The 21368-nt window shown below is 54.4% G+C and carries 16 protein-coding genes; 8 read left to right on the forward strand and 8 right to left on the reverse strand.

Annotated elements, in window-relative coordinates:
• Window positions 1-17: 17 nt before the first annotated feature.
• Window positions 18-1877, reverse strand: coding sequence for an AarF/ABC1/UbiB kinase family protein (locus tag KR52_RS02405; RefSeq protein ID WP_038552005.1), 1860 nt, complete (start codon window positions 1875-1877; stop codon window positions 18-20).
• Window positions 1878-1954: 77 nt separating this feature from the next.
• Here KR52_RS02405 and recN point away from each other — a divergent pair, with 77 nt between their 5' ends.
• The 4 genes from recN (at window position 1955) to KR52_RS02425 (ending at window position 10472) form a co-directional block, all read left to right on the forward strand.
• The gene (gene recN / locus KR52_RS02410; RefSeq protein ID WP_038552009.1) at window positions 1955-3637 is read left to right on the forward strand and encodes a DNA repair protein RecN; all 1683 of its coding nucleotides are present in this window, start codon (window positions 1955-1957) and stop codon (window positions 3635-3637) included.
• Window positions 3638-3682: 45 nt separating this feature from the next.
• On the forward strand, window positions 3683-6646 hold the full coding sequence (gene uvrA, locus KR52_RS02415; RefSeq protein WP_038552012.1) for an excinuclease ABC subunit UvrA: 2964 nt from the start codon (window positions 3683-3685) through the stop codon (window positions 6644-6646).
• Complete coding sequence (locus KR52_RS02420; protein ID WP_038552015.1) at window positions 6646-8142, forward strand: alpha/beta fold hydrolase; 1497 nt, start codon at window positions 6646-6648, stop codon at window positions 8140-8142. Before uvrA ends, KR52_RS02420 begins: the two co-directional genes overlap by 1 nt.
• Window positions 8143-8348: 206 nt before the next feature.
• Window positions 8349-10472: an HAD family hydrolase gene (locus KR52_RS02425; protein ID WP_038552018.1), complete on the forward strand. Its 2124-nt coding sequence runs from the start codon at window positions 8349-8351 to the stop codon at window positions 10470-10472.
• On the opposite strand, the gene purT is transcribed toward KR52_RS02425, so the two are convergent.
• Window positions 10458-11636, reverse strand: a complete 1179-nt coding sequence (gene purT, locus KR52_RS02430; RefSeq protein ID WP_038556744.1) for a formate-dependent phosphoribosylglycinamide formyltransferase — start codon at window positions 11634-11636, stop codon at window positions 10458-10460. The genes KR52_RS02425 and purT overlap by 15 nt on opposite strands.
• A gap of 119 nt (window positions 11637-11755) precedes the next feature.
• Between purT and KR52_RS02435 the strand changes: the two genes are divergently transcribed.
• Complete coding sequence (locus tag KR52_RS02435) at window positions 11756-12346, forward strand: L,D-transpeptidase (protein ID WP_038552022.1); 591 nt, start codon at window positions 11756-11758, stop codon at window positions 12344-12346.
• A gap of 86 nt (window positions 12347-12432) precedes the next feature.
• Here KR52_RS02435 and KR52_RS02440 read toward each other — a convergent pair whose 3' ends face one another.
• The gene (locus KR52_RS02440; protein WP_038552025.1) at window positions 12433-13038 is read right to left on the reverse strand and encodes an alpha/beta hydrolase; all 606 of its coding nucleotides are present in this window, start codon (window positions 13036-13038) and stop codon (window positions 12433-12435) included.
• Between the two features lie 172 nt (window positions 13039-13210).
• Here KR52_RS02440 and KR52_RS02445 point away from each other — a divergent pair, with 172 nt between their 5' ends.
• Window positions 13211-13633, forward strand: a complete 423-nt coding sequence (locus tag KR52_RS02445) for a M23 family metallopeptidase (RefSeq protein WP_038552028.1) — start codon at window positions 13211-13213, stop codon at window positions 13631-13633.
• A gap of 4 nt (window positions 13634-13637) precedes the next feature.
• Here KR52_RS02445 and KR52_RS14705 read toward each other — a convergent pair whose 3' ends face one another.
• A complete protein-coding gene (locus KR52_RS14705) occupies window positions 13638-13805 on the reverse strand; it encodes a hypothetical protein (protein ID WP_173402184.1) in 168 nt (55 codons plus the stop codon).
• Entirely contained in the window at window positions 13805-14053 is a 249-nt protein-coding gene (locus tag KR52_RS02450) for a hypothetical protein (protein ID WP_038552033.1), read from the reverse strand. The genes KR52_RS14705 and KR52_RS02450 overlap by 1 nt, the downstream gene beginning before the upstream one ends.
• Window positions 14054-14719: 666 nt before the next feature.
• Here KR52_RS02450 and KR52_RS14035 point away from each other — a divergent pair.
• Window positions 14720-15346: a putative nucleotide-diphospho-sugar transferase gene (locus KR52_RS14035; RefSeq protein ID WP_156957560.1), complete on the forward strand. Its 627-nt coding sequence runs from the start codon at window positions 14720-14722 to the stop codon at window positions 15344-15346.
• A gap of 180 nt (window positions 15347-15526) precedes the next feature.
• Here the strand turns inward: KR52_RS14035 and KR52_RS14040 are convergent, their stop codons facing one another.
• Window positions 15527-16360: a hypothetical protein gene (locus KR52_RS14040; protein WP_156957561.1), complete on the reverse strand. Its 834-nt coding sequence runs from the start codon at window positions 16358-16360 to the stop codon at window positions 15527-15529.
• Between the two features lie 57 nt (window positions 16361-16417).
• Between KR52_RS14040 and KR52_RS14045 the strand changes: the two genes are divergently transcribed.
• Window positions 16418-17854, forward strand: coding sequence for a hypothetical protein (locus KR52_RS14045; RefSeq protein ID WP_156957562.1), 1437 nt, complete (start codon window positions 16418-16420; stop codon window positions 17852-17854).
• Between the two features lie 1797 nt (window positions 17855-19651).
• On the opposite strand, the gene mraY is transcribed toward KR52_RS14045, so the two are convergent.
• The gene (mraY, locus tag KR52_RS02460) at window positions 19652-20686 is read right to left on the reverse strand and encodes a phospho-N-acetylmuramoyl-pentapeptide-transferase (RefSeq protein ID WP_253912433.1); all 1035 of its coding nucleotides are present in this window, start codon (window positions 20684-20686) and stop codon (window positions 19652-19654) included.
• A gap of 137 nt (window positions 20687-20823) precedes the next feature.
• On the reverse strand, window positions 20824-21093 hold the full coding sequence (locus KR52_RS02465; RefSeq protein WP_006850710.1) for a DUF3134 domain-containing protein: 270 nt from the start codon (window positions 21091-21093) through the stop codon (window positions 20824-20826).
• Window positions 21094-21368: the final 275 nt, after the last annotated feature.

Raw genomic sequence — 21368 nt, forward strand, 5'->3', positions numbered from 1 at the left:
TTGATGTTGTGGGGAACTTAGGCAGGAACGCCAGCAGCGACCCGCACCAGGCGGACAACTCCACGTTCGGCCAGCCCCTGAGCCACCTGGAATCCCATCCGTCGGGTGTCCGGTTCGTTCAGAACCCTTGGCATTCTTCGAAGTAGAAGCTCGGGTGTGAACCCCGGCAAGGATTGCAACACCTGAATCAACTCGCGCACCGGCTCCAGTTGCATCAGCGGATCGGAGAGCCCTGGAGCTGTTTGAGCGATGGAGGAGGGTTGCAGTCGTTTGGGCAAGCGTCGGCCCAGACGTTGCATCGTGGACCACCCCAGGGCATCCAGTCGGTCCACGGTGGCGGACACCAATTGATCCCTCAGGAGCCCTGCCTTGGGTGAGAACAGGAAGTCGAGCAGTTGGTCCAGAAGGGACTCCAGGTCCAGCTGGGCCTGACTCGCAGCACTGGAGACCAGATTTTCAAGACGGGTCCAACGGAAGGCGTCCCCGTCGAACAGCATCTCTTTGAGGCTCTGACGCAGTTGTGGATCGGGATCCTCCATCAGCCTCCGGGCGAAGTAGGGGTAGGCGGCGCCGAGGATCTTGAAGTTCGGATCCACACTCAGGGCGATGCCTTCGAGGGTGACCAGCGACCGAATGATCAGGGCGTAGTAGGGCGGGACCCGGAAGGGGAATTTGTACATCACACCGGACATGTCGTCGGTGACCGCTTTGAAATCCATCCGGTTGACGCCGGCTTCCAAGGCTTGGCTGAAGACCTTCTCAAAGGCCGGAACAATCGGTTCCAGGTTTACGTCTTCCGCCAGGAAACCCAGGGTGACGAAGTCTTTGGAGAGCTTTCCGAAGTTCCGATTCACCAGATGGACGACGGCCTGAATCAAGCCGGTGCGCGACTCGCGGCTGACTTCGCTCATCATCCCGAAGTCGAGATAACAAAGACGACCGTCCTCCAAAGCCAGGAGATTGCCGGGGTGGGGATCGGCATGGAAGAAGCCATGCTCCAGCAACTGTTGAAGGCTGCAGTTCACGCCCACCTCCACCATGTCGTCCGGATCCACGCCGAGCTCCCGAACCGCATCCAGGTTGGTGAGCTTGACGCCGTCGATCCACTCCATTGTCAGCACGCGGCGGCTGGTGGCGTTGCGGTAGATCGTTGGAACAGCGATCCGAGGGTTGTGTTGATGCAGCTCAGCAAAGGTCTCGGCATTTGAGGCCTCGTTGAGGTAGTCCATCTCTTCGAACACCCGTCGCCCCAGCTCGTCGATCAAAGCGACGAGGTCGCTGCGGATCAGGCCGATGTTGCTGTTCAGCCAGGCGGCGATGTTGCGCACGATGTACAGATCCAGGGTGATCTGCTCACGCAGCCCCGGGCGCTGCACTTTCACCGCCACCTTGGCGCCGCCTTTGAGGGTTCCTTTGTGGACTTGACCCAGGGAGGCGGCTGAAATCGGATCCCGGTCCAGCTGTTCGAAAATCTCGTCGACCGGTGCACCCAGGTCCTCTTCGATGCAAGCCATGGCCAGGCCACTGTCGAAGCCGGGCAGTTGGTCCTGCAGCTGGGCCAGTTCCTCCAGCAGCAATGGGGGGACGATGTCCGGCCGGGTGGAGAGCGCCTGGCCGGCCTTGATGAACGCAGGGCCGAGATCCACCAGCAGTTCAGCGCATTCGCGCGCTCGCCCCCGGGCCCGTTCCTCATCCTTGAGCAACTGGAAGATCCAGTCGAAGGCGACGCCCAGGAGCAACAGGCCGATCGGCACCAGGGTTTGCCAGAGCCGACGGATCAGCCGTTGGGGATGGCCGGCATAAATACGTGTGATGGCGGCAGGGTCGTACTCGAGTAACCCCGCGGCTTCGATGAAATCCCCGAGCTCCTGCGCCATCAATTCATCGGGATGTTCAACACCCCTTCTAAACGAACCGAGCTGCCGCTACGGTCGGCATCATCACAGGGCTGGACGTGCTCACGGGTCTGCTGCTGCAGAACATTGCTCTGATTGAGAGTCTTGAACTGGAGTTCAGCTCGGGTTTCACGGTGCTCACCGGTGAGACCGGCGCCGGCAAGTCGATCCTTCTCGATGCCCTCGATGCGGTGCTGGGTGGAGCGCAGGGGGCCAGCGGGATTCGTCTGCTGCGTGCTGGTTCGGATCGCGCCAGGATCGAGGCTGAGTTTCAACTCAACCCAGCCCTCGAGCAGTGGTTGACCGAGGCGGAGTTTGATCCCGAAGAGGAGCTCCTGATCAGCCGTGAATGGAAACGGCAGGAGGGTGATCGTTATTCCAGTCGCTGTCGGCTGAACGGCAGCACGGTGAATCGTCAGCAGTTGCTTGAGCTCAGGCCGCTGTTGATTGACCTCACCGTTCAGGGCCAGACCCATTTGCTGTCGCGGGCAGGGCAGCAACGGCTCTGGCTGGACCGTCTCGGTGGTGCTGCGTTGGCCCAGGTCAAGGTTCACGTGGCTGATGCCTGGACCGAATGGCGCCTGGCTGCAGATGCCCTGAAGGCACTTGAACAGGAGCAGCAGCGCTCAGAACAGGAGCGGGCTGAACAGGAAGAGCAGCTGGAGCAGCTTCAAGCCGCTGATCTCGAGGACCCCGACGAACAGCAGCGGTTGGAACAGGAGCAGGACCGCCTCGTTCATGGCGTGAGGCTGCTGGAGGGTCTGGCCTCGCTGTTTGGTCGCCTCCGCGATGCTGCGGATCAGGGTCCTTCTCTCCAGGATCACCTTGCGGTGTCCATCCAGGAGCTGCAGGCCATGGCGCAGCTGGATGGTTCACTCGAGCCCCTGCGCGATCAGGCTCTGGATCTCGAGGCCGGTGTGGACAGTTTGCTGCGCTCCCTCGATCAATACGGTCTGGCGCTCGAGAGCGATCCAGACCATCTCACGCGGATTCAGGACCGTCTGTCGGTTTTGAAACGCCTGCAGCGCCGTTACGGCCTTGATCTGGCCGGCTTGATTCAGCGTCGCGATGAGCTGCTTCATCGTTTGGGATCGGACGGCTTCGCGGCGGATCTCACCCGCCTGCACAAAGAGGAAAACGACCGACGTCAGACGCGTGATCAGGCCAATGCGGTCTTGCATCGTGAGCGGTTGAAGGCGGCGGAGGCTCTGGAGGCGTCGTTGCTGGAGCTGTTGCCACCCATGGGCCTCGCCAACGTGCGTTTCAAGGTTGGTCTCACCCCTTCTGATCCGGCTGAGCATGGTGCGGACGCTGTTCAATTCCTGTTTTCCGCGAATCCCGGCCAGCCGATGGCACCGCTGACGGAGGTTGCCTCCGGCGGTGAGATGTCCCGTTTTCTACTCGCGCTCAAGACCACCCTTGCCGCGGTGGATGGCTCCAGCACGCTGCTGTTCGATGAGATTGATGCCGGCGTCAGTGGACGCGTCAGTGGAGCGATGGCGGATCTCCTCCAGACCCTGGCCTGTCAGCGTCAGGTGTTTTGCGTCACCCACCAACCGCTCGTGGCAGCGGTGGCTGATCACCATTTCCGGGTGAGCAAGCATGTGGAAGATGGCGTCACCCATTCGCGGGTGTCCCGACTGCGGGACACTCAGGAACGTCGCCAAGAGCTGGCGGACCTTGCTGGTGGGGATCAGGCCGATGCCTATGCAGCGAGCCTGCTGGACCAGCGAACAGCCTGAAGGCTTCGGTTCTTCCTAAACTTCTGAGCTTTCCAACGGGTCCTGATGGCGCGAATTGCTGCCAAGATCGCTGAATCAGCGGGCCCGCTGGCGACTCAGGATGATGTGATTCGCGTGAGGGGTGCCCGGCAGCACAACCTCAAGAACGTCGACGTCACCATTCCCCGCAACAAGTTGGTGGTGTTCACCGGGGTGAGTGGCAGCGGCAAGAGTTCACTCGCCTTCGACACGATTTTCGCGGAGGGACAGCGCCGCTACGTCGAAAGTCTGTCGGCCTATGCCCGCCAGTTTCTGGGGCAGGTGGACAAGCCTGATGTCGATGCCATCGAGGGCCTGTCTCCGGCGATATCGATTGATCAGAAATCCACCAGCCACAACCCCCGTTCCACGGTGGGCACAGTCACGGAGATTCAGGACTATCTCCGTCTGTTGTTCGGCCGCGCAGGCGAGCCCCACTGCCCCAAATGTGGCCGTTCGATCAAGCCGCAGAGCATCGACGAAATGGTCGATCAGATCCTGTTGTTGCCGGAGGGAACCCGTTATCAGCTGTTGGCGCCGGTGGTGCGCGGCAAGAAGGGTACCCACACCAAGTTGATCAGTGGTTTGGCGGCTGAAGGTTTCGCCCGGGTGCGCATCAACGGCGAGGTGCGCGAGCTGGCCGACAACATTGAGCTCGACAAGAACCAAAGCCACAACCTTGAGGTGGTGGTGGATCGTCTTGTAGCCCGTGAGGGGATCCAGGAACGGCTGACCGATTCGCTGCGCACCGCCCTCAAACGAGGTGATGGTCTGGCGCTGGTGGAGGTGGTGCCCAAGAAAGGGGAGGAGCTTCCCGAGGGTGTTGAGCGGGAGCGGCTTTATTCCGAGAATTTCGCCTGCCCGGTGCACGGCGCTGTGATGGAGGAGCTCTCACCGCGACTGTTTTCGTTCAACAGCCCTTACGGCGCCTGTGAGGCCTGCCATGGCATCGGCCATCTGCGCAAATTCACTGTGGACCGGGTGATCCCGGACCCAACTCAGCCGGTGTATTCAGCTGTTGCGCCTTGGGCCGAGAAAGACAACAGCTATTACTTCTCACTGCTGTATTCGGTGGGTGAAGCTTTCGGCTTTGAGATCAAGACCCCATGGAATGAGCTCACGGATGAACAGCGGGATGTGCTGCTCAACGGAAGCCGGGATCCGATTCTGATTCAGGCCGACAGCCGTTATCGCAAGGGCAAAGGGGGCTACACCCGACCCTTCGAAGGCATTCTCCCGATTCTCGAGCGGCAGCTCCGCGATGCCAGCGGTGAAGCCCAGCGCCAGAAGTTGGAGAAGTATCTCGAGCTGGTTCCCTGTGAAGCCTGTGGCGGTCAGCGGCTCCGCCCTGAAGCCTTGGCGGTGAAGGTGGGGCCATACCGGATTCCAGAACTTACAGCCGTCAGCGTCGGTCAGACCCTGGAACGGATTGAAAAACTGATGGGTGTGGGCGCCCATGAGGGCTCTGAGCCCTTGCTGAATGCCCGTCAGATCCAGATCGGTGATCTGGTGCTCAGGGAAATCCGCCTGCGTCTGAAATTCCTGCTCGATGTTGGTCTCGACTACCTGAGCCTGGATCGACCGGCGATGACGCTCTCGGGTGGTGAAGCCCAGCGCATCCGTCTGGCCACCCAGATCGGTGCTGGCCTCACTGGGGTGCTCTATGTGCTGGATGAGCCGAGCATCGGCCTGCATCAGCGGGACAATGACCGTCTTCTGAACACCCTGGTGCGGCTCAGGGATCTCGGAAACACCCTGGTGGTGGTGGAACACGATGAAGACACGATTCGTGCTGCCGATCACGTGGTGGACATCGGCCCTGGTGCCGGCGTCCATGGGGGCCACATCGTTGCTGAGGGAAGTTTCGATGACCTGGTGGCGAGCAGTGAATCCCTCACCGGCGCTTATCTGAGTGGCCGTCGGTCGATTCCAACGCCGGCCGAACGCCGCCAGAGCGGTTCGCGCTCACTCAAGTTGATTGATTGCAACCGCAACAACCTCAAGAACGTTTCGGTTGAGTTCCCCTTGGGCCGGTTGGTGTCCGTCACCGGGGTGAGCGGCAGCGGCAAGAGCACCCTGGTGAATGAGCTACTGCATCCCGCCCTGGAGAACGGACTGGGTCTGAAGGTGCCCTTTCCGCAGGGTCTGGGGGAGCTGCGGGGGTTGAAGTCGATCGACAAGGTGATCGTGATCGACCAGAGCCCGATTGGACGCACTCCCCGATCCAATCCAGCCACCTACACCGGTGCCTTTGATCCGATCCGTCAGGTGTTCGCCGCCACGGTGGAGGCCAAGGCCCGCGGTTATCAGGTGGGTCAGTTCAGTTTCAACGTGAAGGGCGGCCGCTGTGAGGCTTGCCGCGGTCAGGGCGTGAATGTGATTGAGATGAACTTCCTGCCGGATGTGTACGTCCAGTGCGATGTCTGCAAGGGCGCCCGGTTCAACCGCGAAACCCTGCAGGTGAAATACAAGGGCTACACGATTGCCGATGTGCTCCAGATGACGGTGGAGCAGGCCGCTGAGGTGTTTGATGCGATTCCTCAGGCGGCAGATCGCTTGCGCACGTTGGTGGATGTGGGCCTCGGCTACGTCAAACTTGGACAGCCGGCGCCAACCTTGTCTGGGGGTGAGGCCCAGCGGGTGAAGCTCGCAACGGAGCTGTCACGGCGCGCCACCGGTAAGACTCTTTATCTGATTGATGAGCCCACCACCGGTCTCAGCTTCTACGACGTGCACAAGCTGATGGATGTGATGCAGCGGTTGGTGGACAAGGGCAACTCGATCATCTGCATCGAGCACAATCTTGATGTGATCCGTTGCAGCGACTGGATCATCGATCTCGGCCCCGAAGGCGGTGACAAGGGTGGCGAGATTCTGGTGACGGGAACTCCAGAAGAGGTCGCCCAGCACCCCACCAGTCACACCGGCCGCTATCTCAGTCGGGTTCTGGAGCAGCATCCTCCTGAACTTCCTGTTCCTTTGGCGGCTTGATGACTCGTCTACGCACACACCTGGGTGCTCTCGGCGTCGGCATCTCGTTGGCCTTGACCGGCGGACCCGTCTCAGCTCTGGAAAGGTTGGCGCTGCGACTGCCATTCCTGGACAGTCAGGTCACGATCAATCTTTCCGGCAGTCAGTCCGCTGAACAGTTGATCCTGGCCAGTCCGGATCTGCAGGATCTGCAATCGGTCAGTGGTGGCAAGTTACTGGTTCTGCTGCGCCAAATTTTCCTCACGCCACTGCCTGTGGAGACCAAGGCCTTGCTGGCGGGATCGACCGGTCAGCCGCTTCTGGAGCAGGCCCTCCATGCGGCGACGCAGGTGGTGGACCTTCAGGGTGTTGAACCGGATGTGACCGGTCAGATGCTGACCGATGCCTTGATTCGTGCAGAACGCCGGGGACAACCCAACATTCTCGGGTTTCTAAGGGAATTGCCTGGAGAGCAGGCATCGATCGATCTGTCGCGCGTCGTGGAGGTGGCCAATCGGCTCAAAACCAACCTTGAAGAGGGCGTGACTTTGGCGCGTTCCACCGAAGCTGCATCCGTGACGGCCGCTCTGCGGGTGCCACTGCGGCCCAGTTGGTCCCGTGAGGTTGTTCAGGTTTCCGTGCCGCACCGCCCGCAATCCCTTCGGGTGCTGACGCTTCGGCCTGCAGCGCCATCGAATGGTCGGCTGGTTGTGATTTCCCATGGGCTTTGGGACGATCCGGAATCCTTTGAGGGTTGGGGTGAGGTACTGGCTGCCCATGGGTACACGGTGCTGATGCCAGACCATCCCGGTAGTGATCTCAATCAGCAGAAGGCCATGCTCGCTGGTGATGTGCCCCCTCCTGGAGCCGAGGAACTCAGACTCCGGCCCCTTGATGTTTCCGCTCTGTTGGATGCTGTTCGTGCTGGCCGACTCCTGGCCGACGCTGATTTGGACACGGATGCCGTTGCGGTGGTCGGTCATTCCTGGGGAGCCACCACCACCCTTCAGCTGGCTGGTGGTGTGACCACCGATCGAAAACTCAAATCCCGTTGCAACGACTTGAAGGATTCGGAGCGCAATCTCAGCTGGGTGTTGCAGTGCAGTTGGCTGTCCGGGATCAACCAAGCCTCTGTCGCAGATCCGAGGGTCAAGGCTGTTGTGGCCGTCAGCCCACCACTTCGTTTGTTGTTTGACCGCAGTCGTTTGAAGACCCTTTCCGCCAAGGTGCTCTTGATCAGTGGTACGCGCGACTGGGTGGTGCCCTCGGGTCCGGAGGCGATCGTTCCCATGCGCGAGAGCAAGGCAGTGCAGTTGGGTCACCGTCTTGTGTTGGTGCAGGGTGCTGACCACTTCAGCCTTCGCAGTTTTGGTGGCGAAGCCTTCCCGGCACAGGTTGGGCCGGTTCTCCTTGGCTGGATCAATGAGCAGCTTGAGGTGGACGGTGCCGTCACCTTTTCTGAGGGTGGTTGGGGTGACGAGCAGGGCAGCCTTGTCGATGTGAGCGGCCGTCTCTGACGTTGCTGGGTTGTTACATCCAGCCGTTCGTATGACGTTGGTTTTTCGGGCCCAGATCTCCTGCCAGACAAGACGACTCGGCTGTTTTGATGGTCTTGAACACCTCCTCTTCTAAGGTTTTTTTCACTTTTCACCACTTCTTCTGCCTCTAAAGAAAAACCAACGGCACCGAATCTGTGTCCCGTTGTTGTTTGTGAGGGGAGCGAATGGGGATCCGGTTGTTGCATCTGCACCTCCATGGTCTCTTTCGTGCCCATGGGCTTGAGCTGGGACGGGATGCTGATACCGGTGGCCAGACCTTGTATGTGCTTGAGCTCGTGCGCAGCCTGGCTCAGCGGGCTGAGGTCGAGCAGGTTGATGTTGTCACTCGCTTAATTCAGGACCGCCGGGTTGCGCTTGACTACAGCCAACGGGAAGAGGCCATAGCTCCAGGAGCTCGCATCCTGCGTTTCCCCTTCGGTCCGAAGCGGTATCTGCGCAAGGAGTTGCTTTGGCCCCATCTCGAGGAGCTGGCTGATCAGCTGGTGGAACATCTGAGCCGGCCCGGTCAGAGGGTCGACTGGATCCATGCCCATTACGCCGATGCCGGTCTGGTGGGTGCTTTGGTCAGTCAGCGGATGGGGATTCCACTGGTTTTCACGGGTCATTCCCTCGGCCGGGAGAAACAGCGACGTCTTCTGGCGGGTGGCCTGGATCGCTCTCAACTTGAGCAGACCTACGCCATCAGCCGGCGCATCGATGCTGAAGAGCGCGCCCTGGCCCAAGCCGATCTGGTGATCACCAGCACCCGTCAGGAAGCAGATCAGCAGTATTCCCGCTATGGGCACTTTCAGGCGGATCAGGCGGAGGTGGTGCCCCCTGGGGTCGATGCCACGCGGTTCCATCCCCACGGTTCGTCGCAGGAAAGTTCGGCGTTGCAAAGCTTGTTGCAGCCTTTCCTGAGGGAGCCGGATCGCCCGCCCCTGCTGGCGATTTCCCGTGCTGTGCGACGCAAGAACATTCCCGCGCTGGTGGAAGCCTTTGGCCAATCGCCGGTGTTGCGGCAGCGTCACAACCTGGTGCTTGTGCTCGGTTGTCGAGATGATCCCCGTCAGCTTGAGAAGCAGCAGCGTGAGGTGCTTCAGCAGGTGTTTGATCTGGTGGATCGCTTTGATCTCTATGGCCAGGTGGCTTATCCCAAACAACACAGCCGTGCCCAGATTCCCGCCTTGTACCGCTGGGCGGCGCGTCGGGGAGGGTTGTTTGTGAACCCGGCGTTGACCGAACCGTTCGGACTCACCCTTCTGGAGGCGGCAGCCTGCGGTTTGCCGATGGTGGCGACCGATGATGGAGGTCCACGGGACATCCAACACCGCTGCGACAACGGTCTTCTGGCGGACGTCACCGACCCGGGAGCACTTCAGGAGGCCTTGGAATTGGCCGGCAGTGATCGCTCCCGTTGGCGGCGTTGGAGTGACAACGGGGTCGAGGCCATCAGCCGCCACTTCAGCTGGGATGCCCACGTGTGTCAGTACCTCGCCCTGATGCAGCACAAGATCCGTGTGTCCCCTGTTCGTGGGATGTCGGTGGTGCGGCGACCCAGTCCCGTTTCCAGGCTGTTGGCGTTGGATCTCGATAACTGCCTCGAGCTTCCGGAGGAGCATCCCCTGGCGCATCTGCGAGATCGGCTTCAGGCCGAACCTTTCGCTGCTTCGACAGGGTTGGTGATCCTGACGGGGCGTTCGCCGGATCAGGCGCGTCAGCGCTACCGGGAGTTGCATCTTCCCGACCCCAAGGCCTGGATCTGCCGCGCTGGAACCGTGATCCACCACCGGCTCGATCGCGCAGAAGACCCCGTTTGGACGCAGAGGATCAGCCAGGCTTGGGATCGCGAGGCTGTCCTTGCAGCCATGGGTCAACTGCAGGAACACATTCAGCTTCAGGATCCTGACCATCAGAGTCGCTTCAAGGTCAGCTACCTGTTGCGTGCCACCGATCGGGGTCTGATCGGGTTGGCCCGGCAGTGCTTGCGGCGCCATGGTCTGCAGGCGGAACCCCAGCTCCGCTGTCACTGGTTCTTGGATGTTCTGCCGCAGCGCGCATCCCGCAGCGAGGCCATTCGCTTCCTGGCCCAGTCCTGGGGGCTCCCCCTGGAGCAGGTTCTGGTGGTGGCCAGTCAGCAGGGGGATGGAGAGTTGCTGGATGGTCTACCCGCCACAGTTGTTCCTGCGGATCACGATCCCTGTCTGCTGGGTCAGCGGACCCAGCAACGGGTGTACGTGTCGAAACGCTCCAGTGTTGGAGCTGTGCTGGATGGCTTAACCCATTATCGGTTTTCAGCCAGCCGTTGATCCTGGGATCACGGTTACACATGCGGCTGCCCTGTCGGCCTTGGCTTGTGCTTCCCTGCGATCGGCTCCCCTTGCCAGCGCCACACCCATCCGCCGACCGGGGCGGGCTGTGGGCTTGCCGAACAGCAGCACTTGGGTGTCGGCTTCCGTGAGCGCTTGTTCGACCCCTTCAAAAGCGACGGAGTCCATGTTCGTTTGGGCCAGGATCACTCGGCTGGCCGCGGCACCAGCTGCCGTGATGGTGGGGATCGGTAGACCGAGAACAGCACGCAGGTGCAGTTCGAACTCGCTCAGGTTCTGGCTGATCAGGGTGACCAGGCCGGTGTCGTGCGGTCGGGGAGACAGCTCTGAAAAAATCACCTCGTCGCCACAGAGGAAAAATTCCACTCCGAAGAGGCCGGCGCCGCCCAGGTTGTCGGTGACGGTCTTGGCCATGGCCTGGGCCTCTCGCAGTTGTTGGTCGGTGAGTTGAGCCGGCTGCCAACTGCATTGGTAGTCGCCACCTTCTTGCTCGTGGCCGATCGGGGCGCAGAACAGGGTTTCGCCATTGCGTTGGCGGATGGTGAGCAGGGTGATTTCCAGATCAAAATGGAGGAATTCTTCAACGATCACCTGGGTTGAGGTGCCCCGAGCGCCAGCCATGGCGGCCTCCCAGGCCTTGGGCAGATCGTCGGCACAGCTCACAACGCTCTGGCCTTTGCCGGAGGAACTCATCACCGGTTTCACCACCACGGGCCAGCCCAGAGGCTCCGCCACCTCCATGAGTTCATCAGCGCTGGAGGCATAGGCAAACCGGGCCGTTCGGAGAGCGAGCTCGTCAGCCGCCAGGTCGCGGATCCGGTCTCGGTTCATGGTGACGGCCGTTGCACGGGCCGTTGGAATCACGGTGATTCCCTCCTGTTCGAGTTCTGCCAGGGCATGAACGGCGAGTGCTTCGATCTCCGGGATCACCACGTCGGGTTGGTGGCGCCTGACCACCTTCAGTAAGGCATCGGCATCGGTCATCGGCAGCACTTCCGCTGCGTCCGCCACCTGCATGGCTGGAGCACCGGCATAACGATCACAGGCGATCACCCGGCAGCCAAGGCGTTGGGCAGCAATGGCCACTTCCTTGCCCAGCTCCCCACTGCCCAGCAGCATCACGGTGCGTGGAAACGACGGCATGGTGATCCTTGAACGGCCTGCTTGCATCATCAATCAATGCAAGTCCTGAGACTTTCCGCAGCCTGGGGTCCAGCACTTGATGTTCCGCTAGCTCAGGGATGCGTTCTTGATCGAGTCCAGTGCTGCGGGCGACGTTGTTGGCGGTCCTCACTGGAGCTTGTCTTCAGCTCGGGCCGGTCGGAGCCAGGCCTGCTGATCCCATTCCGCCGGTTGCCCCCTGGCTGAGCGATGTGGAGGCGTTGGCCCTGCTCCCCGCCGCCGTTCGTTCGCGGCCCAGTAAGCAGCTTGTCCTGCATCGCTCCAGCCGTCAGCTGATTCTGCTGGATCAGGGTCAGGTTCGTCTGCGAGTGCCTGCTGCTGTTGGCACCCAAGGCTGGGAAACGCCACTCGGAGAGCATCGCGTGCTGTTCAAGACGGTGGATCCTGTTTGGAGGCATCCCGGCACCGGGGTTCTGGTTCCTCCTGGAGGTGGGAATCCCCTGGGATCGCGTTGGATTGCCTTCTATCAGGACTGCTCCAATCCCGGTGGCTGGGATGGCGAGAAGGTGGTGCAGGTTCGCGGCTGCTCCCACGTCGGGTTGCACGGCACTCCTCATCGTTGGACCGTTGGACGGGCCGTGTCGCATGGATGTGTTCGCCTCTTTGACGAACACATTCGCCGCGTGTTCGACCTTGTGGATGTAGGCACACCCGTGGTGGTCTTGCCTTGAGGAATTGGCTTTGATCCATCGGGCACGAAAAAAGCCCTGGGCAGAGCCAGGGCTTGATTGACGTGTTTTGTCGTTATGGCGTCAGATCACCAGAGTCCCTGAACGGGAGCGGCGGGAGCGGGAGCGGGCTCGGGAGCCTTGGCGGTGTAGGCCTGGATGCATGCCGGGGTGTTCATGTACCAGCTGAGCAGAGAGGTGTCCTTGTGGAAATCACCCTGTGTGTCGGCATTGCAGACCTTCATGGCGCCTTGCAGCCGCTGGTCGGTCGGCAGCTTGGCCATCATTCCGTAGCTGGAGAGCTTGCCATCCTCTGCATCGAGAATGATGGCGCTGCGAACGGCCTGCAGATCGTTCTGCTGGCTGTAGTACGGGTGATAGTTGCCGTTGAGGCTCTCTTTGAGGAAGGCTTCGCCTTCCGTTGAGTAAAGGAATTCAGTGACGTCAGCAACATCGACGTCGTACTGCTTCTCCAGACCCACCTCGAGTTCTTCACGGGTCCAACCGGACAGATTGCTCAGATCCTGAGGAACGGGATTGGAGACTTGCTTTTTGCCACCGATGGGCAACAGCACGTTGGAGCGAACGAAACCGTTGGTGACGGTCCGGGCGGTTTGTTTGGGGGTGGCGAAGCCAGGCAGTCCAGCAGCGGCGACCATCAGGCCGGCACCGGTGAACAGAAGTGCTCTGCGCATGAGCTGCAGTTGATTTGCACTTCGAACCGTCGCCAGACCGCCTGGAGAGAGGCCAGGACCCACCGGGTTTTTTTCCTTTTAAGACAGTGTTAATGAAAAACGGGAATCGTGTCTTTTCTCCGGCCGAGAAAATGATGTCTTAAGCTTCTCTTCCAATTCTCATTCTGATTCATTGCTGGGTCTGTTCGCAGCGTTGCTTGTGCCGATGTCGGGTGTGGTGACCCATGGCGTCGAACAGGACCACCCAGCCTTGGATATCGCCTGCCGCGTGGGCCGTCCTGTTCGTGCCGCCCACGACGGCGTTGGCCGTAGTCGCTGGAGCTCCACCCTCGGCTGGACCTTTCACCTGGCTGGTGCCGGCGTCAAGACCCGTTACAGCCATCTGAGTGTTGGTGCTCCCCCTGGTTCCTACAACAGGGGTCAGATCATTGGCTACTGCGGAAACACGGGGCGCTGGTCGACCGGTCCTCACCTTCACTTCGAAGCGGAACCCCTTCATCTCCTGGACGTGCTTGAGAGCCCCAGCGCAGAGCAGCTGAGATCCATGGAGCAAACGCCTCAATGGCGTCAGCGCTCGGTGGAGGCGAGCCGCTGATGGCTCAGTTCGAATCGGTGCTGCTCTGACGGCGCACTTCTCCGATCAGCCATACGCCCATGAATCCGAGCGACGACAAACCGAAATAGATCAACACCCACCGCAGAACCCGGTCAGGATCCGCAGCTGCATTGGCGAGCAGCTCAGCGGTTTTGGCAAGCAGGTTGTCCATCAGTTCTGAAGATCGGGGATCAACGTGAGTTGGCGGACCGGTGACTCTTCGCTGACAAATCCCCAGGCTTCAAACACCGTGGGATCGGGATGCGTGATGCGCTGCTCCGTGCCGTTGCGTTCCAGCTGGAACCCTTCGCTGGACATGCGCCGCATCAAGCTTGCTGATTCCTCAAAGCGGGCAGCCATCGCCTCAAGGCTTGAGCAGTCACCTGTGAGACCGGATTCACGCCAGGTGAAATAGGTCATTTTCTCAACTGGAACATAGGACTCAGGTGTAGCAGGGGTTTTAAGCGGTAAAGGTTCAGCACAACACTGTGTGAATAAATCAAGCTCTTTCAACTGGCAGAACCGGTTAGCCACAGTTTAGAAGATCACTCCTTAATCAAATTATTTTGAGCCATGACAACCTATCAACTACCGATGAGAAAGCTCCTTCTCTTACTGCTGCTGTTGGTTGCCTCTTTGCCCACTAGTGCTGCAGTTGATCAAAGATCGCTGATTTCTGGATGAAGGCGACTTACTTTGCAGGTTGTGTACGGACTATTAATGTTACTCTACCGCTCAAGTAGCAGAAGGATCTTGAAAGAAGCTATATAGTTGTACTCATGATGACGGCACCAATATTCGGATTTGTATCAACTCAATAAAAGCAGTTCATTAGACGGGATTTTTAAAAGGTACGTGCAGCATGAATTTGGTCTTACGATAAGTAACCAAACATTATGTATGCATTTCAGTATATTGAACATAGCAATCGTTTACTAAGATCGCTGCATATCTAGAAATTTCAAGCTAAAATAATTCAAATATCTTAAAGCTCGTGTTTAGCTATTATTCAAGCATTGAAGATTTCAAATCTAATCACAAAAAAAGGATCGTCGTTTTTACAACCTGTAACCTTGGGGGGCTCCTTTGGCTAAAAATTTAGCTATCAGCTGCTGGAAGCAAGGGGTTGAGCTTCTTTTCTTCGGCAATGACGAGGCTTCTATTAATCAAATGTCAAATTATGCTAGCACTGTAAATAACATCAAGGAAAATAGATTTCGGCTAGACATAACACGAGATCTACCTGCCGATCACACAAAATTCGACACCGAGGACTTCATAAAAACAGCTTGGATGAGATATGAAATCTTCAAATTTCTCACTTGGAATAATTATTATTCTATCTACTTGGATACAGATATTCTTGTAAAGAAAGATTTTACCGAAGATATTATTTCTTATATGGAAAAGAGCTATATTGATGGTGTCGTACAGTTAAATCATCATTCGCGGCCGTGTACTGGAATTTTGGGATTTCATCCACGATCAAAATATAAACTTAATCGTATCTATTCAGAAAATTATTTAGGAAATTTCAATTATAAAGCTATTTATGGTGCTGCAGATCAGTCATCTTTTAATGAACATGTCTGCCCTCATGATGATCAACCAAAGCTCAACATGAATTTTTTATCTCGGGATTTATATCCGAATGGCGCTTGGTGGTATCGGAATAATAAAATCTTAAAAAATGTTGCAAAAATAGCTCACTAGAATTGCGTGATTGGCCAAAATTATAAAAATGAAGCAGTTTGAAGACTATTATCCAAATAACAGTATCTAGTATCCTTACTTATGCCTGTTTCTAGATAATTAATGAATTATGTAGAGAGATGCGAACATGATTTGCTTCGATGTACGATATATGTATTGGAAATTAATTCTATTAATCATTTATTTGGGAAGGATAGTGATTTTGAGTGCTTTTAAAATTTCTATTGCGGTGCTAGCTGTTACTTCGGTGGGTTGATAACGACAAAAGGTGTTTTCGTATTTCGATATAAAATCATCGTTTGCCTTTTCTGCGCTTGCAAGAGACTCTTGATCTATTGACTCTCTGTTGATGCTGTAATCTTTTGTTTTTATGTGATTCGCATGATAATGTGTAGTTTTGTCGTACTTTTCGAAACTTAATTTTTCTTCAGAGTCAAAATTTTCATCAATAAAGTTTTTGACTTGTTCCAAAGAATTCATATTTCTAATACTGTCTACGTTCATGTCTGGCAGACCTTTTCCAAATAATAAGTCGCTTATTTGTTGTATCTTATTATTGCATTGGTTAGGGCTTTCAATCTCTGATTCCTTGACAAGCACTAGGGATGATACCTGTGAAAGGGTGTTGTCCAATCTACGGTTGTAATTAAACATATTTTGCATCTTTTTACTTATCCTGGAATAGTTGGTTTTGGTTGGATTTTGCCTGGATACTCGCATTTGAGATAATGCTGTTTGGAGTGGGTCTCTAACAGAAATAATTACATTTGGGATAATTAATCCTGGAAGAAAGGACGATATTGTTTTAAGGACTCTTATTTTATGAGTTTTTATGAGAAGAAAATCATAGGAGTTTTCGTTAATAAGTGGGATTGACTCGCTGATTTCTTCTTGATTGGTAAACAAAGAAAGATAAGAAAACCCCTGATCTTTGAGTATGCTTTGGGTTGTATTGAATGCCCAAGTTGTGCCTGACCTTGGCAGGCCGATCGAAACAACTATTTTGAGTCCCATGGGAATAAAGGTGCTTCACTGTGTTTTATAATACTATAACTTCTTTGTTTAGTTACCATGCACGGTGCAGCAAAGCGTCTTGAGGAAAGCCTCGTTGACAATCCCGTATCTATAGCATGGGTCATTGTAGGACAAGAGTCCAGTGGTAGTAAGTTCATAGCCAAAACAATGGCCAAAATATTTCACCATAATGATTACAAGGGAACATTTTTTAGTTTAGTAAATTCCAGCTTAATTTATCATCGCTCATGTCCTTTTGGTCGCCCCAAGAATGGGTTTGATTTCATTAAGGAGGAGATAGAAATTATTCGTTCGCACTGTCCTTGTGTGAATATAATATTCACAACTAGAAGCAAAAATATTTCTTTTTCAAGAAAGGCTTTGCGTTTTGGTGATACTACTGAGAGTGCGCATGCAGATCTCGTTGATTTAGACCGACTGTATGAGTATCTAGTCAACCTTGGTAATTTGCTTTTTGTTTGGAACTATGAAACCATGTGCCTTCTTCGTGAAAAATATTTTAAAAGATTATATGATTATTTTGGGATTAATTCTCATTACTTCCCCAATGTAAATGACTCCAACGAGGAATTTTTATTTAATAGCATTTTCTTTGCCGATGAATACTCTTCGATAGCGCTAACATGTAATATTAATTTATATCGAAAAAAGAATGCTAAAGAATTGGACTCTACGCAATTAGAGACAATTAAATCACTAAAAAAGGCACTTTATGCCTCTGTCAACAGACAGCTTAAAATTGTCGTTTCAGTAGCATCTAGAGACCTGCGATTTTTTCATAGTTTATTTCGCGGTGAGAATAGGATTGTAGTTCGTTCCTTAGGTATTGACTCTTGTGAGCGTCAAAAGCCCTACATCCGGGACATTCTTGATCATGACTTATATACAACCACTAATTCGAATGATCAAAGAGTGAAGTCATATTGCATGTATTTAAATGCAGATATTTGTGTGCCGAATTATTTTTTCGAATTCTTATTCCAGCAGCTTATTGGCTTTTCAAATACTAAGTTTCCTGGAAATTTGACAAAAGCCAAAAAAACTTTTGACTGTATAGTCATAAACCGTCGCGATGTTATTGGCGATGATCTTTATTGGCATCCTGGAAGTGACCTTTTTGTCTTTCCAAGTGAATGGTTGGCTTCAATGAGGTTTGGAAATGTTTGCATAGGCTTGCCCCCAATAGGTCCTATTCTTTGGCTTAATTGCCTATATCATTCAAAGTCAGCTCTTCAAGTTAGTGATTTATTTATTACACATCATATTGGCAATGACCAAAGTTGGAAAGACTCTAAAGTTCAAGATGATGTAGATCTAAACATGAGATCAGCCGCTGAAGCTTTTCGGTCACTTATAGGCTCAGATAAACGTAATCTTAGTAAATTTGATATGGAGAAGCATAGTATATTGGCCAAGAAGAGATTGAAACATTTTATACTGCAATGGACTTCAGATTTGGATAAAGAGGATTAATTGGCAGCATGATCACTCACTAACAAAAATTTTATAATACCAACCTCCATTTTTGTTCTACGCAAATAATGTGAATACAAAGAGGCCTTATCCGACTTTCTCATCTTTATCAGCAAGACATAACCCCGACTGAGCCTATCTTCAAACTACATAAACCAATTTTCTGCTTCTATCACAGTAACTGGATCATACATTGCACAAAACCTCTCGCTTATTAGCTGGCTTAGACTTCAGGACAAAACGATTGGATCAACTCTTCCAGGACACAACTCCTAAACCTTTACATCAGAACGTCGAGGTCTTCCAATTGATTCAGAGAACGACAGCCTTTATTGCACGCAATCAGGATAGTGCTTGAAACACATTCCTCTGTAATGCTTTAAAGTCGTTGTTTCCTTCCTCCACAACCACCTCACATATTCCATGCGTTTATTCTACTGAAGCCAGTTCTCCAGCTAAATATACATGGGTTGACATGCCTCTAGATAGAATGAGGATTGGACTGCTCGTAAGTCTCTATATCTATCCTAATGATTTTCAAGATCGGAACGAACGAAATGCGTTCCTGTGACGTATGATGATTTGAATGCAACTCCTGGTTGGATAGATCTCTGCATTCAAGTTCTGATTGTTTGAAGGTTTCTGATTCTTTATGAATTTCCATATATTGATTTATTACCTGCGCTGATAGATCGACCAATTTCAAGAGAGAGATTTAAGAGCCTGTTGGCTGAAGGTTGACGATCTCAATATGTATTGAATGCCAGAATTGAAAAGTATCAAGTTTATTCGTTCATAAAAGGTAAGGCAGTGCTAGACGATTTCTACTCGATCATTGATACCCTGCCTAAAGGTGGAGAAGTTTATTAAGTCTTTGCGTACCTCTCACTCCAACTGAGCCTAAGAATCAAAAGCCGATCACGTTGGACTTAAATGGACACAAGACAGAAATGACTTATGAATGATATGTACATGCCTAAGACTCTAGACTTCTAGAAGGGTTAATATTCTTCTTGTCGAGTTGATGGAAGACACTGTCAGTAACCATCCGGATCGTGAATACCTATTAATCCCAGATTGACATAAGCTTGTGGATGAAGGAGATGCACAGTGGACAGCTCTTGTCAGTTCCCTAAGCAAATAAGAACAATAAGCTCCCAAAAACAACTATGTATCTTAGTAGATTTGTAACTCAGCTCAGTAAAATCAGATTTTAAAATCTGACAATTATCTATTCAAACGATTGTTGATTCTAGTATAGGAATAATTTTGCATTGACTTTTCCTGGGACGTTTTCTTTTTTGAAGGACGAATATACTGAAGTCTCTGAGCCATATCTGATCACTTGAACGAGGCTGTTCAGTACCTCTTGTCTCTCAACGATGTTTGGCATCTTTCGGCGGTGTGTGTGAATATAGTGTGCATGGAAGATCCTGAATCCTGCAAATAAAAGCTGTAGCCTCAAATCACTTCGTCCCAGGTAAAGAAAGTTATGTATTCTGCCTCTCCGTTTAGAAAATGTGAATTTAAGCGATGTGCGCGGCATGGAGTCGTGTTATAGAAATAAAAATGTTGCCAGTTTCGCTATTTTGCTAACGTTTTCTATTGTTAATAGAGGCCTGGTCAGAAGGGCTCAACGCAAAATGCCTATTATTTTTTTAGACTAGGCTCATTTTTGCCATACATATTAATTTGTGCGTTAAGGGGCGGCTTTGATTTCAGTGATATTTTGAATAATTGAATTATTGATGTTGCTTCAGAAATGATGCTCCTCAGTCTTGGATCAAAGATCAACGCTCAGGGATGTACCACGAGTCCCAGAAGCACTAGCCCCGCCGTAACCAGCCAGAACGCAGGCACCACGCTTCGTTCATCGGCGCCTCCTAGCTCAAAATGGTGATGGAGGGGCGCCATGCGGAACACCCGTCGGCCTCGGCCCTCAGGTCCTTTCGTGGCCTTGAACACCCACACTTGAAGGATCACGGACAAGGATTCCGCCACAAAAACCCCGCCCATCACCAGCAGTGGCCAGAGGCTGTTGGACAACAGCGCCACACCACTGAGGGCTGCCCCCATCGCCAGCGATCCTGTATCCCCCATGAACGCTCGAGCCGGGTTTCGGTTGTGGACCAGAAACCCAAGCCACGCCCCGGCCATGGTCATGCAGAACCCAGCCAAGGCCGGATCCCCGTCGTTTCCTCGCAGCATCAGCTGAAGCGCCAGGCCTGTAAAGACCAAGGCTCCACAGCCGCTGGCCAGACCATCCAGGCCATCGGTGAGGTTGGTGGCGTTGCTTTCCGCCAGAACGACAAACAGTCCCAGTGGCCAGATCAGGATCCCAAGCGGTAGCTCAAGTCCGAACGGCAAGGCAATGCTGCTGCTGATCCAGCCCTGCCAGGCTGCGATGGTCAGAAAAACCACGGCCGCAAGGGCTTGCAGCATCAATTTTCCTCGAGCCGTCAGGCCTGTGTTGGTGTGTTTGGTCAGGCTGCTCCAATCATCCACACCGCCGATCAGCATGAACGCCAACGTCAGCGAAGCCAGGCTGAGCAGCTGTTGTGAGGCCACGGCGTCCCTGGTGATCAGGCTGCCGAGAATGACTCCAACCGGAACCACCAGAAGCCCCCCCATGGTTGGCGTTCCCGCTTTGCTCCGGTGGGCGTGAGGACCTTCTTCGCGGATGAACTGTCCCATCTTCAAGCGACGCAGAAGTGGGATACCCAGGCCTGCAACAGTTGCCGTACAGACCGTGGAAATCAACAGCGGCAGGCTCAGCTGCGCGTTGGGGATCCATTTGTCTGCTGCAAAACTGGCCGCCAGGACCACCAGCATCAACAAGCTGGCACTGAGCGAGCCATTTTCCCACCAAGGACGATGGTTCGGATCCGTGGATTGCAAATCAGCAGTGGACTGGTCGCTGGGACCCTAGTTGAGTCCCACAGAGACGACCAGTCCGCACCAGGGAGACGTCAGTCCTCCCACTGCTCCTCATTCTGTTCGTCGTCTTTGTTGTAGTCCTCTTTCTCGCCCATGAGCGCTGAAAGTTCTTCCTCTTCGACGGTGCTCACTTCGGGTGAACCCGACTCTTCGTCGGCCACGAGACGGCCGCTGGTCTCCAGCCACGACAGGAGATCAGGCTCCTCGCGCAGGGGCAGCACGGGTGCTGGATCACGACGGCCGTAGCGGGTGAGGGACGGGTTGACGCTGTCCAGGGCGTTTAAATCAACCAGAGCGCTCATGCAGGGAGGGACGCAGGCCAATCAACCAAGATAAACCACGTGCTGTTTCTGGTTCGCATCTGAACAAATCTGCGCTCCTGGTTGTCCTATGGAGTTCGGCTCTGTTGATCAGTGCTGGTTTGCACTGGTGGGGTCAGCTGCGTCCGGAACCGTTGCAGCCGTCCTGGACCTTGGCGCTGCTGCTGGTTGTTTCCCCGGCTGCGCTGTTGGCGGCATGGTTGTTAACGACCTCTCCACAGGGTGCGGCCGGCGAGACGAGAGAATCAGAGGGATGT

The organism is Synechococcus sp. KORDI-52, assembly GCF_000737595.1.
GTDB lineage: Bacteria > Cyanobacteriota > Cyanobacteriia > PCC-6307 > Cyanobiaceae > Parasynechococcus.